Consider the following 17,414-nt stretch of genomic DNA (forward strand, 5'->3'; position numbering starts at 1 on the left):
CGTGATGTCATCCGCTCACGCCGCGTTGCGCGCGAGTAATCCGTCGAGCGGCGTGTTGGGCTGGGCGACCGCGGCCCCCAGCAGCGCAACGAGATCCTCCATCCACGCGCCGACCGTGCGGCCGTCGAGCAGCTCGCGCTTGTAATTGCATGAGCCGGTGATGCCGGTCGGGCGCTCCTTGAGCATCAGCGACAGCCAGGTCTGGTCGATCGGGAGCACCGGCTGACCTTCGCGTGCGATGTTGCCGATCGATCCTGTCGTGAGATCCGGCAGATCGAGCGGCTGGCGCAGCGGGTTTTGCAGCGTGAAATAGACCTGGAGCAGCAAGGCCGGATCGATCCCCTCCCGCTCCAGATGGTTAGCCAGGATGTTGAAGGGCAGCTCTTGCCGCGCATGCGCGTCGAGCACGCTCTGGCGTACCCGCACCAGCGCCTGCGTGAACGACAGCTCCGGCGTGATCTTGGTGCGGACGATCACCGTGTTCTCGAACGGGCCGACGATTCGGTCGGTGTCCGGCTGGGCGCGATTGGCCATGGCGGTGGCGATAGAGATGTCGGTGCGACCCGTCCGGGCCAGCAGCAAGGCCTTCAGACCGGTGAGCAGGCACATGAACAGCGTGCAATTGTGCCGGCCGGCGAACGCCGTGAGCCGGCTGAGCAGCTCACGATCCAGATTGACCGGATGATGCCCGGTGGACGCGCCCGGGCTCGATTCGCCGTCGAAGACAGGGACCGCGCCGCGCAAATTTTCCGTCCAATCCGCCGCCTGCCGGCGGGCGGCGTCCGTGCCGCACCACCAGCGCTGCCAGCGTGCGACGTCCGAAAAGGCCGGGGGCGGCTTCGGTAGCGGTACCGACGGATATCCGGCCAGCGCCGCATAGCGGCTCGACAATTCCTCGAACAGCACGCCGATCGACCAGCCGTCGACAATGGCGTGATGCAGCGTCAGCAGCAGCACGTGATCGTCGTCGTGGAGCCGCAACACCCGGGCGCGGAGCAGCGGCGCGCGCGACGTGTCGACCGGCGTAGAGGTCTCCTGTTGGATCAGAAGATCGATCTTCCGGAGCTCCAGGGCCTTGCGCCGCTTGTTATTGTGAGCGTGACCGTCGCCGATCGTCTCGATGGTCAGGACACGGCCGAGGGATCCGGGTGCGGCGATATGGCTGACCGGCTCCTCGCCGTTCCAGCCGAACGCGGTCCGCAGCGATTCGTGCCGGCGCACGAGGTCCTCGATCGCCTGTGCCAAGGCGGCCGCATCGAGCGGACCCTGAAGACGGAAGGCGAAGGGTAGGTTGAACAGCGGCAACCCCGGGAGGTTCTGCTCGATCCGCAACATCTGGTCCTGTGCGATCGAGAGCGTTGGCCCGCCGCTGTCGGCCCGGCTCGCTTCAGCCAGGCTCGTCACGCTTGCGACAGGCTTGCGCGGCGTCGCCGCCATGGCCTGGTCGACCCGCCGGGCAAGCTCCTCGATCGTCGGTGCCTCGAAGATGGTCTTGATCGGCAGCGACACGCCGAGCGCGCGGGCGATGCGCGCCATCGCCTGGCCCGCCAGCAGCGAATGGCCACCGAGGTCGAAGAAATTGTCGGTGACGCCGAGGCTTTCCACCTTGAGCAGGTCGATCCAGATGTCGGACAGCACCTTTTCAGTAAAGCGCCGCGCCGGCACGGGCGCGTCCGGTCCGGGCGCCTCGTGCTGCGTCGGCGCCAGCAGTGCGGACCGGTCGATCTTGCCATGGGCATTGAGCGGTACGTGATCCAGGAACAGGAATGCGGACGGGATGGCGTGGCCCGGCAACCGGCTCTTCAGGAATTCGCGCAGCTCGCTGGCGCTGATCCGGCTGTCGGGCTTTGCGACGATATGGGCGATCAGCCTGACGTCGCCGCTCGCCTCGCGGCGCGGCTCGACGATGCCGGCCCGCACGCCCGGATGGTCGGCCAGCGCGTTCTCGATCTCCTTGAGCTCGATACGGTAGCCGCGGACCTTGACCTGATGGTCGGCGCGGCCGAGGCATTCGATCGTCCCGTCGGCGCGGCGACGGGCAAGATCGCCGGTGCGGTAAAGCCGACCGCCTGGCTGGCGCGAGAACGGATCGGGCAGGAAGCGCTGCCGGCTCTGCGCGGGATCGTTGACATAGAAGCGGCCAATGCCTGCGCCGCCGATGCAAAGCTCGCCGGTCACGCCAACCGGCTGCGGCTGCAGGTTGGCGTCGAGCACGTAGAGCTGGGTGTTCGGCAGCGGCGCGCCGACCGGAACGTTGCCCGTCGCGGTCGCCGGCGCTTTGGTCAAGCGGTGCAGGGAGACGTCGTCGGAACATTCCGACGCGCCATAGGCGTTGATCAGCGGCACTTTCGGGCAGCGGGCGAACCAGGCCCGGCAGAGCTCGACGGGCAGCGGCTCGCCGGTCGAGATCAGGAGGCGCAATCTCGCAAAGGCGCGCTGGACTTGCGCCTCGTTCATCCGTTCGACGATGACGCGCAAAAGCGATGGGACGATCTCGAGCACCGTGATGCCTTCGCGTTCGATCTCCCGCGCCAGCAGGATCGGGTCCTGCACGATCGCATTGTCGCAGACATGCACGCGCGCGCCGACCATCGGGCCCGCCAGGAACTGCCAGACCGAGATGACAAAGCTCTGCGGCGCGGACTGCGCGATGACGTCCCTGGCGGAGAGGCCGAGCTCGGCAATCAGCGAGGCCAGATGGTTCGACAGGCCGCGCTGCTCGATCATGACGCCCTTCGGCGCGCCGGAGGAGCCGGACGTATAGATGAGATAGGCGAGGCCGGAGGCTGCGCGCCGTACCGCACGGGCCGGCTTGGTCGATCCCGAGGCGATCGTATCTTCGAGTTCGGCCACCGGGATGCGCTCGACCAGCGGTTCGAGCAGCGCGCCGACCATGGGTGACCGCGCGCGGCCGGTCAGCAGCATGCGGGCGCAGCTCGATCCGAGAATGGTCGCGAGCCGCGCCGGTGGAAGATCGGGATCGAGATTGAGAAAGGCCGCGCCCGCGCGCTGCACCCCGATCATCGCGGCGAGCAAGTCGGGGCCGCGATCCGCAAGCAAGGCCACCACGCTCTCGGCACCGATCCCTTCGCGCACCAGCCAGCGCGCAACCGACCGGCTGCGGCGCGCCAGCTCGCGATAGCTCAGGCAGGTGTGTCCGTCCGTTACCGCGATTGCGGTCGGCGTCGTCCTGGCCTGGCGGTCGAAGCGTTCGCTCACATTGCCGCGGGTGGTGAAATTGGACGGCACGCCCCGGCCTGTCGCCAGCAATTGCCGGCGTTCGGCCTCGTTGAGGAGCGGCAGGCGCGAGATGCGCTGCTCCGGATCGGCGATGACGGCCTTCAGCAGAGACTTGAACTGGGCCGCCATGCCGTCGATCGTCGCGGCGTCGAACAGGTCGGTGGCGTATTCGAAGAAGCCGGTGAAGTGGCCGTCGGCCTCGACCAGCTCGAGCGTGATGTCGAAGCGCGCCACTTCCGGATCGATCTCCAGCCGCCGCGTCGAGAGGCCGGGAAAGCGTGCCGCTTCGATCGAGGCGTTCTGGAGGATGAACATGATCCGGAACAGCGGATTGCCGTCACTGCGGCGTGCGATCTGCAATGCGCGCAACACCTCCTCGATCGCAAGGTCCTGGTTGCGGTAGGCATCGAGCGTGACCTGCCGGACCCGCCGCAACATCTCGCCGAAGCTCGGGTCGCCGCCAAAATCGTTGCGCAGGATCAGCGTGTTGGCAAACAACCCGATCAGGCGCTCGCTCTCGATCTGGTTGCGATTGGCGATCAGCGATCCCGTCGCGACGTCCTCATGCCCGGTGTGGCGGAACAGCAGGCACTGGAAGACCGCGAGCAGCGTCATGAAGGGCGTGACGCCCTGATCCTGGCTCAATGCGCGGACATCGCCCGAGAGAGCCTTGGAGAACTCGAAATAGTGGCGAGCGCCGTGACCGCTCCAGGCCTCCTGCCTTGGCCGGTCGGTCCGAAGCGGCAGCGTGGTGACGCCGTCGAGCTGGCCTCGCCAATAGTCGAGCTGGTCCTTGGCTGCCGGCGTCTGTGCCCAGCTCTGCTGCCAGAGCGCGAAGTCGCGATATTGAAAAGCTGGCGCGGGCAGGGCCGCCACGCTCTTCTTGTGTGCGGCGGCATAGTGGGCGGCAAGCTCCTCCCAGAACAGGCGTTGCGACCAGCCGTCGGTGACGAGGTGATGGACATTGACCACCAGCGCATGGCTCGTCCTATCGAACGACAGCAGGGTGACTTTCAGCGGCGGCTCGCGCGCCAGGTCGAACGGATATTGCGCGAGCTTGAGCGCCTCGCGCCTGATCACTGCGGCCCGCTTGTCGGCAGGACACGGCTTGAGCTTGATCCGCTCGAACCGCGGCGGCGATTGCAGCACGAGCTGCGCCGGTTCGCCCTGCCGCTCGATGAAGACCGAGCGCAGCGCCTCGTGGCGTGCGCAGATCGCCGCAAGGCTTGCCTGAAGTGCGGCGACGTCGATCTGGCCCTTGAGCACGGCGACTTCGACGACGTTGTAATTGTAGCGGGTCGGATCGAGCCGCGAGAGCACGTACATCCGCTGCTGCTGGAACGAGAGCGGCGCGTCTGCTTCCGTCACCTGCCGCCAGGCCGGCAGTGCCGCCCCACGACGGCTTGCGGCGGTGTCGATCCGGGCTGCAAGCGCGGCGACCGTGGCGCAATCGAAGATGTCCTCGAACGAGAAGTCGATGTTGAAGCGTTCGCGCAGACGAGAGCGCATCTGCGTCACTGCGAGCGAATCCGCGCCGAGCGCGAAGACGTCCTGATCGACGCCGACCTGCGGCAGCTCCAACAGGCCGGCCCAGATCGCGGCGAGTTGTGTCTCCAGCGCGGTGCGGGGCAGCCGCGCCTCGTCGCCGTCCTCCGGCTGGGCGATCAGCTCGGCCAGCGCGTTGCGCTTGACCTTGCCGCTGCCGCCTTTCGGCAGGGCTGCCACGCTGCGGATCAAGCTCGGCACCTTGTAGGCAGCGAGCCGCCTGCGCGCGAACTGGCGCAGCTGATCCGAGGTCGCCTCGGCATCCGGTCGCAGCACCACGACGGCGGCGACGTTTTCGCCGAGCTTTTCGTGCGGCACCGCGAACACGCCAGCCTCCAGCACGGCCGGATGGCTGAGCAGGACTTCTTCCACTTCGAGCGGCGAGATCTTCTGCCCGCCGCGGTTGATGACGTCCTTGATGCGGCCGACGATGAAGAGATAGCCGTCAGGGTCGAGATAGCCGAGATCGCCGGTCCGGAACCAGCCGTTGCGGAAGGCGGCCTGCGTCGCCGCCTCGTCGTTGTAATAGCCGCGGCTCATGTTCGGTCCGCGCAGCATGATCTCGCCACGCTCGCCGCTCGCAAGTGCGCGGCCCGTCTCGTCCATGATGGCGATCTCGGGGCCGGCAGCGCGCCCGACCGATCCGACCTTGCGCAGCTCGAACGGGTTGGCTGCGATCTGCGAGGCCGCTTCGGTCATGCCGTAGGTCTCGAGCACGGGAACGCCGAACGTCGCCTCCAGCCCTTCGAGGATCGTGGGCGCGAGCGAGGCCGAGGCCGAGCGGATCACGCGCAGCGACGACGATCGGGCGCGGTCCGGGTCGGATTCCGCCGCCGTCAGCAGCGCGCGGTGAATGGTCGGCACGGCGGTGTACCAGGTCGGTTGCAGCTCCCGCATCCAGCCGAAGAAGGACGGTGCGTCGAAGCCGTCGGTGCAGATCACGCTGGAGCCTGCGGCCAACGCCGTCAGAAGGCCGGAGATCAAGCCATGGGCGTGAAACAGCGGCAGGACGTTGAGCAGGCGATCGTGAGAGGTGAGCGACAGCACGCGGCCGGCATTGGCGGCGGACAGGCATACATTGCGATGCGTCAGCGGCACGATCTTCGGCCGCGCTGCCGTGCCCGACGTCAACAGGATGAACGCATCGTCGTCGCCGCGCGAGGCGCCCCCGGTCGCCGCCGGCCCGACCGTCGGACCGATGAATTTGCAGCCGCCCAGATCGTCTTGCGGTCCCGGCACGAAATCGATCACCGCGATATCCAGCGCCTTGGCGACGTCGCGGCTCGCCGAGTTCATGTCGGCCCGGGTCAAGAGCGCGGTCAGCTTCAGTTCGCTGAAATAGCGCTGCAGCTCGTCCGCGGTCAGATCGGGATTGACGGGGACGCAGGCGCCGCTCGAGGCAACCGCGATCAGCGCCAGTGCGCTGTCGGCGCCGCGCGGCAATGCAACCGCAATCCGGTCGGCAGTGGTGATGCCGAGCCGGCGCAGCGTGTCGACAAGATTTTGCGTCACCTCGCCAAGCGCGCCGTAGTTGAGGACGGGTCGACCCGGAGCGAGGAGGGCGGGTGCCGCTGGCGTCTTGCGGGCGTAGAAATCGAGAAGGCCGCCGATATGGGCGAATGTCTTGGTTTCGGCTGCCGTGCCGCTTGATTTCTCCGGGGCTGGGAGTGTGACGTCCGACAATTCCGTTCCCTTTTGATCCGATTGAGCTATTCTTCCAAGAAGTCAGGGAACGCGTCCAGTCTGAGGTGAAGTTTTGGCCGCAAAATCTGTGGTTGAGGGGCCCTAAGCCCTTCGACGGAATTATGGTCGGGCGGAAATCACCATGCTGGAGAATGAGCCGGACACGGGAAGGGATGGCGGGCTGAAGCGCTGGCTCGAGGGCGTCGGCCTCGGCCATTACACCGATCTCTTCGCACAGCACCGTCTCGATCTCGACGTCATTGGCGACCTGACCGAATCCGATCTGGTCGAGCTCGGATTGCCGCTCGGCGATCGCAAGCGGCTGCAGCGGGCGATGGCGGCGCTGTTCCAGGCGGAAACGGCCGAGGCGCCCGCGACAATGGTGCCGCAAACGCGCACGGAGGTCGGCGCTGAACGGCGTCAGCTCACCACCATGTTCTGTGACATGGTGGATTCCACCTCGCTGTCCGTGCAGTTCGATCCGGAAGACGTCCGCGACATGATCGCGAGCTTTCGCGAGACCTGCGTCCGCGTGGTCAAGCATTACGAAGGCTTTGCCGCCCGTTTCGTCGGCGACGGTATCCTCGTCTATTTCGGCTATCCGACCGCACATGAGGACGATGCCGAGCGCGCGGTGCGCGCCGGGCTCGAGATCGTGCGATTGCTATCGACCGCACGCGCGACCGAGCTGCGCGGTGGGCTCAGCCACGCACCCGCCGTCCGCATCGGGATCGCGACCGGCCTCGTCGTGGTCGGCGACCTCGTCGGACAGGGTACCGAAGAGCGCGACTCCGCGGTCGGAGAAACCGTCAATCTCGCCGCGCGCCTGCAGGGCCTCGCGCCGCCCAATGGCGTGGTGATTTCCTCATCGACCCAGTCGCTGCTGAAGGGGAAGTTCGACTACCGCAATCTCGGGGTCCACGCCTTGAAGGGGATATCCGAGAAGACGCAGGCCTGGCACGTTGTGCGCGCCTCGCGGGTGGAGACCCGATTCGCCGCCGCCATGGGCACGCGACTGACGCCGCTGGTCAACCGTGAGGAGGAGATCGCGCTGTTGATGGGCCGCTGGGAGCAGGCCAAGGATGGTGACGGTCAGGTCGTGGTCAAGTTCGGCGAGCCCGGCATCGGCAAGTCGCGCATCATCCAGGAGATATTCGAGCGGATATCGGGCGACCGGCATGGACAGGTCTCGTTCCAGTGCTCGCCCTATTACACGTCCACTGCATTCTATCCGTTCGCCGAGCAGCTCAAATTCTCCCTTGGCCTCGACCGCGAGGATGCCTCCGCGCTGTCGCTGGCGAGCCTGGAGAGCGCGATTGCCGCCGCTCATGGCGACATCGAGCAGGTCACGCCGCTGTTTGCCGCGCTGTTGTCGATACCGACCGGCGACCGCTATCCGCGGCTCGAGCTGTCGCCGCAGCAGCAGAAGGATGCGACCGCCCTGGCGCTGGTCAATCATTTCCTCGGCCTTGCGCGCGAGATGCCGCTGGTGATCGCGTTCGAGGATCTGCACTGGATCGACCCGACCTCCCGCGAGGTGATCGATCTCCTGGTCGACCGGGTGCAGAACCGGCCGATCCTGGCCATCATCACAGCGCGGTCCGAATTCCAGCCGAGCTGGAACGCGCATTCGCACATCACGACGCTGGTGCTGAACCGCCTGAGCCGGCAGCTGCGCACCACGCTGGTGGAGCGCGTCGCCGGCAGAGAGCTGCCCAAGGAGGTCGTCGAGGAGATCATCGTCAAGACCGACGGCGTGCCGCTGTTCCTGGAGGAGCTGACCAAGACGGTCCTCGAATCCAACCTGCTGACCGAGCGGCATGGGCGCTACGTGCTGTCGGGCCCGTGGCGGCAGCTCGCGATCCCGGCAACCCTGACCGACTCGCTGATGGCGCGGCTGGACCGGATGGGGCCGTTCAAGCGCATCGCGCAGATCGGCGCCACCATCGGCCGCGAGTTCTCCTACGAGACGCTGCATGCCGTCGCCAACACGCCGGCCGAACAGATCGAGGCGGCGCTCAATCATCTGGAGCAGGCCGGGCTGATCATGCGCCGCGGTCTTCCGCCCGATGCGCTCTACTCCTTCAAGCACGTCATGATCCAGAACGCCGCGCATGCGAGCCTGCTGCACAGCGAGCGGCGCAAGCTGCATTCGCGGATCGCCCAGGTGCTTGCCGAGATGTATCCGGAGAAGACCGAGCGCGAACCGGAGCTGCTCGCCCATCACATGACCGAATCCGGCCAGAGCGAGGGCGCCGCGAGCTTCTGGCTCAAGGCCGGCAAGCAGGCGGCCAAGAGCGGTGCCAATCTGGAGGCGATCGGCCATCTGCGCCGCGGTCTCAGCGTCGTGCAGGCCAATGCGCGGATGCAGGGCGCGGACGAGATGGAGCTCGAGCTGCGCATCGCGCTCGGCAACGCGCTGATCGCCGCCAAGGGCTACGCGGTCCAGGAGGTCGAGGAGAACTACATCCGCGCGCTCGAGCTCGGCCAGCAGCTCGACGACGACGAAAAGATCTTTGCCGCCACCCGCGGCCTGTGGGTCTGCCACTTCATCCGCGCCGATCTCACCCGCGCGCACGATCTCAGCGTCGAGCTGTTGAAATTCGCCAAGCGCGAGCGGCTCAACGAGCGGACGCAGCCGGCGCAGCAGACCGGCTATCTGATCGAAGCGCACCGCTCGATCGCGATGACCATGCTCTATCGCGGCCGTTTTGCAGCTTCCCAGCATCATCTGCACCGCTGCATCAATCTCTACAGCCCCGATCTGCACTCCGATCTGATGGAGCGGCACGGCACCGATCCCGGCGTCGTCTCGTTGTCCTATCTCGGCTACCTCCTGTGGTTCCTCGGCCGGCCCGACGCGGCGCGCCAGCACAGCGAGCAGGCGATCGCGAATGCCGAGAAGATCCGCCATCCCTTCACGCTCGCCTTCGCGCTCGTGTTCGGTGCGTATCTCTGCCAGCATTTGCGCGACGTCGAGGGCACGCGCGACCATGCCAACCGCGCCATGATCATCGCCACCGAACATAATTTCCTGCACTGGAAGCAGCAGGCGGCGATCCTGCGCGGCTGGGCGCTGACGCAACTCGGCGAGGCCGATGAAGGCCTCAGCCAGATGCGCTTCGGCCTCGACGAGTACGAGGCGATGGATTCCTGGCTCGCCGGCTGCTGGTTCCGCTGCCTGCTTGCGGAAGCCTACGCCAAGGTCGGGATGCGCGAGGCCGCCTTGCGCGCGCTTGACGGTGCGCTCGCGACCGCGCGGCGGACCGGCGATCACTCCTATCTCGCCGAAGTCTATCGCCTGCAAGGCGAGATCACGCTGTCGGACGGCGACCCGGCCTCGGCGCAGGAGGCCGGCGATCTGTTCGCGCTGTCGCTGGAGACCGCGCGCAAGCAGGGCGCGCTGTCCTGGGAGCTTCGCACGGCCGTCAGCCTCGCGCGCCTGTCGCATCAGGCCGGCAGGCGCGAGCACGCGAGTCTGCTGCTCGTGCCCGTTGTCGGCAAGTTCAGCGAGGGCTTTTACACCCCGGACCTGAAGCAGGCGGTGCAGCTCGTCAACGAGCTCGGTGCGGACGCGCCGGTCCGCGAACGCGCCGACCCCTGACATGAGTGATCTTGCCGCCGCGCGAGCGCGTTACGTCGAGCTGATTGCAAAGCGCGAGCGGATTGCCTCAAAGCGCCTGCTCGAAGCGCTCGTTGCCGTCCCGCGCGAAGACTTTCTGCCGAGGGGCCGCTGGCGCATCAAGAGCGAGGCGGCGCGCAGCTACCGGCTGACGCCCGATGCGGATCCGGTTCATCTCTATGACAACGTGCTGGTCGCGATCGACGCGCGCCGCAAGCTCGACACCGGGCTGCCGAGCTTGTGGGCCCATCTTATCGACGTGCTCGACATCAAGGAGAAGGACCGCGTGGTCCAGATCGGCTGCGGGCTCGGCTATTTCACTGCGATCCTGTCGAAGATGGTCGGTCCGAAAGGGCGCGTGATGGCGGTCGATTGCGACCAGCGCCTGGCGTTCCGTGCAGCGAACTATCTTCGCCCCTATCGCAACGTCATCGTGTTTCATGGCGATGGATGTGAGGAGATCCGCGAGCCCGCTGACGTGATCATCATCCACGCCGGCTTCTCACATCCGCATCCGCTCTGGCTCGAGGCACTTCGGCCGCGCGGCCGCCTGTTGGTGCCGCTGACCCAGCGGGACCGTGAAGGCGCCGCCCTCAAGATCACGCGCAAGGGCAGGGGGTACGAAGCCGAGGCGGTGCAGCAGATCCGGATCTTCCCCGGCCACGGCCGCGGCACGACCGCGCTCGACGACCGCATCGCCGACTGGTGGCAGCGCGCCTCAGCTCTGGCGCCGCTGCGCTTTCGCGGGATCGAGCAGGGACTGCCGTCGGATGGCTAACGCTTCGTTTCATTTTACCTTGATTGCGAATGGAAGTATCCAACGCACCCCGACGCCGCTATGAGTACGGCCTGATGGCCATTTGAGCGCGCTCCATGCATTCCGTTGCCCTGCTGACCGCCAGCTATGCCAAGGATATCGAACGCTTTTCGCTGCTCAGCGAGAGCATCGATACCTGGCTCACGGGATACACGCGGCATTATGTTCTCGTTAACGATGAAGACGTGCCGTTGTTCGAGCGCTTCGCCTCCGACAAGCGGGTCATCGTTCCGGCTTCGCGCTACTTGCCGAAATGGTTGTTTGCGCTGCCGCCGGCGCTTCAGTTCATCAGCAAGCGCCGCGTCTGGCTGTCGCTGCTGTCCTTGCCGGTGCACGGCTGGCACATCCAGCAGATCCTGAAGATTGCCGGCGTCCTCAACGCGCCCGAGCAGCGCATCTGCATCCTGGATTCGGACAATCTGTTCTTCCGCGAATTCGACGTCGGGCAATATGCCGGGGCTGAGAAGACGCCGCTGTTCGTCACGCCGAAGGACATCGGTGCTGACCACCCGTTGCATGGGCTGTGGCTGCGCACCGTCGATCAGCTGCTCGGCATCAAGAACCGCTCCTTCCCCGCCGACGATTATGTCGGCAATGCGTTGGTCTGGGACAAGGACACCGCGCGCGCGATGACTGCGCAAATCAAGTCGGCGACCGGCTTGAACTGGGTTCTGGCGCTGTGCCGGAAGAAGAAGTTCTCGGAATATCTGATGTACGGCCATTTCGTCGCGAACTCGCCCGGGCATCTTGCCGCCCATCGGGTCACCGAAGACAGCGTCGCGGTCTCGCATTGGGACGACACGCCGCTCGACCGCCCGGCTATCGAAGCGCTGATGCGTGCCGCCTCGCCCGAGCAGGTCGCGCTCTGCATCCAGTCCTATTCGTCGACCTCGGTCGAGGACATCCGCGATGTGTTCCGCCTCAGCTCGCGCGATCGCCGGGCTCCGAGCCTGTCGCCCGAAGATATGGGAGAGGCGGCCGAGTTCGAGGTGAAGACGCGCGGCTAAGCTCGCGCGTTCAGGCATCCTTCGTGAACTTGCTGATCACGTCCATGAACGGCTTCGGCTTGAACTCGCCGTCGAGCGGCAGGGGCCGGTTCGGCTGCTTGTCCGCGCGGGCGAAGGTGCCGTTGATCCAGCTGTAGCGGTCCGAGAGGCCCCAGGTCAGGATCGAGCGCACCGGGCCGCTGGTCGAAATCGCCGTCAGCAGGTCGTTGACGCGCTTGGCGACGATGGCGTCGCGCTCCGCCGGGCTTCCGGTCAGCTTCTGGTCGTCGACGTCGAGCTCGGTGACATACACCTCAAGTCCCCACGAGCGCAGCTCGGTGACGAATTCGGCGAGCCCATGGGTGTCAATCTCGAGCTCGGCATGCAGATGCGATTGCAGTCCGACGGCGTGCAGCGGAACGCCCTGGTCGAGCAGGTCCATGATCAGATTGCGGTAAGCCGCGCGCTTGGCAATGAAGGAGTCCTTGGCCGACTCGATGTCATATTCGTTGATCGCGAGCTTGACGAACGGATCTGCCGCAGCCGCCGTGCGGAAGGCCAGCGGAATCCAGCCTTGACCGAGATGCTGCGTCCAGAACGTGTCGCGCCGGTCCTTTGGGCTGCGGGGATTGTCCGGGATCGGCTCGTTGACGACGTCCCACGACGTCAGCTTGTCCTTGTAGTAGGAGACGACGGTGCCGATGTGGTCGACATAGGCGCGCTCGACGCCGCGGGTGTCCTTGATCTGCTTGGCCCAGTCCGGAATGTCGTGATACCAGGCCAGCGCGTGGCCGCGCATCGTCAGATCGTTGTCCCGCGCAAAATCCAGAATCGCGTCGGCGCGCTCGAAATTGAACGTGTGCGCATTCGGCCGCAGCATCGGCCATTTCAACTCGAGCACCGGGACGACCTGGGTGCAATAGGTGCTGATGGCTTCGCCGAGCCTGGGATCGGCTTGCAGGTCCCAGAGCGTGGCCGCTGCGCCGAACCCCGGACGGCGCTGCGCCAGTTTCGACGCCGGCGCCGCCGACGCGGATGCGCCCGCCGCGAGTGCTGCGGCGCTGCCGAGGAGAAATTCGCGTCTGTCGAGCCTGGTCACTTCAGTCCTTTTCGAACCAACGCACCATCGTACCAAGCGGCGCCTCGCGACGCCGGGGTTTCGGCTTGTTGGGTTAACCTCTGCCGCTTGGAAGTCGGTTCCTTTTCGTGATCGCGCCTTGCCATTCGAGGAAGGGCAAATTTAACGCTAACGCGCGAAAGCGGCTTCAAGGCTTCATTCGCCGCCCAATCTGCAGACTTATGTGACACTCTTGAGCGATGCTGCGGCGCATTCGCTCGCCCCGCCAAGGTCCCATTTAAGGCCCCATTCAAGGCCCCATTGATGAACGGCCGCCACACTCGCAAGACCGTTGCCGGTCCCATGCTCGCATGCTGAACCGCCATTTCTCGATTTATCTCGTCGCCTACATCCTGCCTGCGGCGGTGGGCTTCTTCGCGGTCACGGCCTATACGCGGCTGCTGACGCCGGCGGAGTACGGCGTCTATGTCGTCGGCATCAGCCTCGCCGGCATTCTGGGTGCGATCTTCTTCGCCTGGATCAAGCTGTCGGTGTCACGTTATCAGGCGATGTCGGCGGAGGTGGATTTTCGCGGCACGGCGATGGTGGCTTTCGGGCTCACGGTCGCGGTGCTTTGCGCCACGACCCCGCTGGTCTTCCTGTTCCGCAGCGACCTCAGTGTCGAGCTGCTGCTCGCCAGCATGTTCGTCGCGATCATGGCCAATGCGGTCGATGTCGGCCAGGAGTTCGAACGCGCCAAGTTGCGACCCTACCGGTTTGCCGCGATTTCGATCGTGCGCAGCGTGTCGAGCGTCGGCTTCGGCCTCCTCGGCATCTGGCTCGGCTGGGGTGGATTGGGCCTGCTGGCCGCGTTCGGCCTGGGGTCGCTCACCGGCATCATCCTGAACCTCGTCGGCGACCGCACGAAGATTGCCCGCTTCCAGCGCAGCCAGTTCATGCAGCTCGCGCGCTACGGCCTGCCGCTGACGCTCGCCGGGCTTTCCGTCGCAGTTTATTCGGCCTGCGACCGGCTGATTGTCGCCTATCTGCTCGGCAAGGACGCCGCCGGCATCTTCGGCGTTGCCGCCGACCTGCCGCGCCAGTTCATGGTCATGATCGCCTCCAGCGTCGCCGCGGCCACCGTGCCGCTGGTGTTCCGGTCATTGTCCGAGAACAGCAAGGAGACGACGCGGGAGCGGCTGACTGAAAGTCTCGAGCTGCTGCTCGTCGTCGTCACGCCCGTTGCGATCTGGCTCGCGCTGGCAGCGGATCAGGTCGCCGGCACGCTCGTCGGCGTCGACTTCCGCGCCGACGTGTCGGCGCTGCTGCCGACCCTGGTGCTTGCCCGCTTCTTCGGTATCGCCAATCAGTTCTACGTGCAGATCAGCTTCCAGCTGGCCGAGCGGCCGTTCATGCTGGCGGCGCAATCTTTCCTCACGCTGGTGGTCAGCGTGGTCCTGATGTTCGCGCTGGTCGCCGGCTACGGCCTTTACGGCGCGGCGCTGGCGACGCTTGCGACCGAGGCGCTCGGCTTCCTCGTTGCCGTCGTCCTGATGCATCGCGCCCACCCGGTCCCGTTCGACCTCGGCCGCCTCGCCGGTATTGCGGCCTCCGCTGCGGCGATGGTGGCTGCGATCCTGGCTGCGCGGTCGCAAGCGGGCGGCACCGGCTTCGTGGCGCTCGTCATCGTCAGCCTCGCCGGCGGCCTTGCCTATGTCGGAGCGGCCTGGCTGCTCAACGTCGCCAATGTCCGGACGCTGTCGCTGCGCTTCCTGCGAGGCTTCAACCGTAAGGCTCTGGGCGTCTGACGGGCGTGTCCTCGCCGGCACAGCCGGACATTCTGCCGCAGTGACTGCACCTGGTTCGCGGCTGCAACCGACCTTCCGCCGGCTCAGGCCGTCGTATATGAGGGATTTGTCGCCGGACCGGGCCGAATATCGCCACAGACGGAACGTATGGCGGCTGCGATTTCTTAATTGAATGACCGCAATCTGATACATGATCGGCACGAGCGGGCCGGCATTTCGACCGAGGATGGCATGAAAAACCGACTGACGACGGCGCAACCCACCAAGGCGATGCGGCGTCGGGTGCCTCCCGGAATCGTGACATTGGCGGCAATGGCGGTCCTGGCGGCGGTGGCGCCGGCGAGCGCGGCCAAGCAGGCGCGCCAGCCGGCCGAGGCGGTGGCCCAGCGCCAGGCCGGCGACCCCATCATGGCGATCGTGTCGATCAAGAGTCAGCAGGTCACGTTCTACGATGCCGATGGTTGGATCCTGCGCGCGCCAGTGTCGACCGGCACAACGGGACGCGAGACGCCGGCCGGCGTCTTCGCCATCATCGAGAAGGACAAGGACCACCGCTCGACCATGTATGACGATGCCTGGATGCCGAACATGCAGCGCATCACCTGGAACGGCATCGCGCTGCATGGCGGACCGCTGCCCGGCTATGCCGCCTCGCACGGCTGCGTGCGCATGCCCTTCGGCTTTGCCGAGAACCTGTTCGACAAGACGTATATCGGGATGCGGGTGATCATCTCGCCGCACGATACGGTCCCGACCGATATCTCTCACCCCTCGCTGTTCGTACCGAAGCCGGAAGCGATCGCGGCAGCGCCCAGGCAGGCCGACAAGCTCTCCGCCGAAGCCGACGAGGCCACAAGGGCTGCCGACGAGGCCAAGAAGGCTGCTTCCGCTGCCGCGAAGGAAGCTGCTTCGCTTCCTGCCGTTCTGCGCAAGCTGGAACAGCAGAAGGCCCGCGCTGACGCCGAGCTCGCCTTCGCCGACAAGACGCTCGCGAATGCCAAGAACGATCAGGCCCGCGCCAAGGCCGAGGAATTGAAGCAGAAGGCGGCGACCAAGGCCGCCGACGCGGCGACGCAGCTCGACGCCGCCAAGGCCGCCGCGCAGCCGAAGCGCGATGCCGTGGCCGCGACGAAGGAGGCCGCGAAGGCCACCGCGGCCAGGAAGGCCGACGCCGTGAAGGCAGCGACCGACGCAAAGCTCGCCGGTGAGCCGGTCTCGGTCTACATCAGCCGCTCGACGCAAAAGCTCTACGTGCGGCGAAACACGCATAAGCCAGCACCTGATGGCGGCGGTGAGGTGTTCGACACCAGCATCGAAGTCCCCGTCACGATCCGCAATCCCGAGCAGCCGATCGGCACGCATATCTTCACGGCGATGGCGAAGTCCGCTACGGGCCTGCGCTGGAGCGTGGTCACGATCGAAAACGGCGACGAGGCGAGGAATGCGCTCGACCGCATCACCATCCCGCAAGAGGTGTGGGATCGCATCGGGCCGACCGCATTGCCGCGCTCTTCAATCATCGTCTCGGACGAGCCGCTGAGCAGCGAAACCAATTACCGGACCGAATTCGTCGCGGTGTTAAGCGACCAGCCGCAAGGCGGCTTCATCACGCGCAAGCCGACCGCACCTGCCATGATCGCCAGCGATGACGGCTGGGACAACGGCGGTAACGGCTTCGGCTTCTTCTACCAGCGTGACCCCTACGTACAGCCGGCCAATCCGCGCCGGCAGCGCGGCCAGTACCAATATTATCAGTCGACGCAGCCGATGCAGGGAAGCTGGTGGTAGGACGCGCGGAATAGCCGCCCGGACGACCTGCAGTTACGGACGCGCTTCGATCACCACAGCCTGAATCTTGCCCTCCACCGGTCCGGCGCCATGACGCGTCCGGATCGCCTCGGCGACGATGTCGGTCGCGGCCTGAAGCGTGCTGGCATCCCTCGCCTCGATCTCGCCGCGCAGCGGCGTGCCCTGGCAAAGGGCGAGCGCGACATATTCGGGCGATGGCGCGCGGCTTGTTTCAGCTCGCGTCTCGATCGAGATATCGCGGAAGCCGGCACGTTCGAGGTCGGCTCTGATGACGTCTCTGTCGTGATAGCCGTGGGGCGTGCGGACCATGAAGCGCGGCGGGTCGTCGGGAAACAGTTTGCCGAGCGCGACCGTCGCTTCATGCGTCAGCACATTGTCCTCGATCCGATCCCAGACGTTGAACACGAACGTGCCGTCCGGCTTCAGGACGCGCTTCACTTCCGCGTAAGCCTTGGTGCGGTCCGGAAAGAACATGGCGCCGAACTGGCAGCAGACCGCGTCGAACTCGGCATCACCAAAGGGCAGGGCCGATGCATCCGCCTGGCGCCAGCTGATGCGGTCATCGTCCTTCTGGCGCTGCGCGGCGACCGCGAGCATGGGCTCGTTGAGATCGGTTGCCACGTAACGGATGCCGCGCGGCAGCGCCGCCGCCACGGCGCGCGTCACTGCGCCTGTGCCCGCGGCGATCTCGAGCAGCACGGAGGGCGAGCGGGCGGCGATGCGTCTTGCGATGTCCTCCGCGTAGACAGAGAAGATCATCGGAACGAGATACTCGTCGTAGATTTTCGGAATCGAGCCGGCGAAAACCTTGTCAGTGTCGGACATGATTGCCTCGCTGAAGGTTCGG

8 protein-coding genes are annotated in these 17,414 nt (G+C 66.1%); 5 read left to right on the forward strand and 3 right to left on the reverse strand.

Features of this window, described 5'->3' with window-relative positions; all coding sequences use genetic code 11:
* Positions 1-15: 15 nt before the first annotated feature.
* Positions 16-6,468 (reverse strand): non-ribosomal peptide synthetase, encoded by a 6,453-nt coding sequence (locus tag XI04_RS26465; protein ID WP_271608368.1) that lies wholly within the window; start codon positions 6,466-6,468, stop codon positions 16-18.
* Between the two features lie 142 nt (positions 6,469-6,610).
* Here XI04_RS26465 and XI04_RS26470 point away from each other — a divergent pair, with 142 nt between their 5' ends.
* From XI04_RS26470 to XI04_RS26480, 3 genes are all read left to right on the forward strand, one after another.
* The gene (locus XI04_RS26470) at positions 6,611-10,072 is read left to right on the forward strand and encodes an AAA family ATPase (RefSeq protein ID WP_271608369.1); all 3,462 of its coding nucleotides are present in this window, start codon (positions 6,611-6,613) and stop codon (positions 10,070-10,072) included.
* 1 nt (position 10,073) lies between these two features.
* Positions 10,074-10,868 (forward strand): protein-L-isoaspartate O-methyltransferase family protein, encoded by a 795-nt coding sequence (locus XI04_RS26475; RefSeq protein WP_271608370.1) that lies wholly within the window; start codon positions 10,074-10,076, stop codon positions 10,866-10,868.
* Positions 10,869-10,963: 95 nt separating this feature from the next.
* Positions 10,964-11,914: a DUF6492 family protein gene (locus tag XI04_RS26480; protein ID WP_271608371.1), complete on the forward strand. Its 951-nt coding sequence runs from the start codon at positions 10,964-10,966 to the stop codon at positions 11,912-11,914.
* A 10-nt stretch (positions 11,915-11,924) separates the two neighbouring features.
* Here XI04_RS26480 and XI04_RS26485 read toward each other — a convergent pair whose 3' ends face one another.
* Positions 11,925-12,992, reverse strand: a complete 1,068-nt coding sequence (locus tag XI04_RS26485; RefSeq protein WP_152103500.1) for an endo-1,4-beta-xylanase — start codon at positions 12,990-12,992, stop codon at positions 11,925-11,927.
* Positions 12,993-13,321: 329 nt separating this feature from the next.
* Between XI04_RS26485 and XI04_RS26490 the strand changes: the two genes are divergently transcribed.
* Both XI04_RS26490 and XI04_RS26495 read left to right on the forward strand, forming a co-directional pair.
* Positions 13,322-14,758, forward strand: coding sequence for a lipopolysaccharide biosynthesis protein (locus XI04_RS26490; RefSeq protein WP_271608373.1), 1,437 nt, complete (start codon positions 13,322-13,324; stop codon positions 14,756-14,758).
* 231 nt (positions 14,759-14,989) lie between these two features.
* Positions 14,990-16,546, forward strand: a complete 1,557-nt coding sequence (locus XI04_RS26495) for a L,D-transpeptidase (protein ID WP_152103498.1) — start codon at positions 14,990-14,992, stop codon at positions 16,544-16,546.
* A gap of 33 nt (positions 16,547-16,579) precedes the next feature.
* Here the strand turns inward: XI04_RS26495 and XI04_RS26500 are convergent, their stop codons facing one another.
* Positions 16,580-17,392, reverse strand: coding sequence for a class I SAM-dependent methyltransferase (locus XI04_RS26500; protein ID WP_038949730.1), 813 nt, complete (start codon positions 17,390-17,392; stop codon positions 16,580-16,582).
* Positions 17,393-17,414: the final 22 nt, after the last annotated feature.

The organism is Bradyrhizobium sp. CCBAU 11430, from assembly GCF_028128855.1.
In the GTDB taxonomy this organism is placed as follows: Bacteria; Pseudomonadota; Alphaproteobacteria; order Rhizobiales; family Xanthobacteraceae; genus Bradyrhizobium; species Bradyrhizobium ottawaense.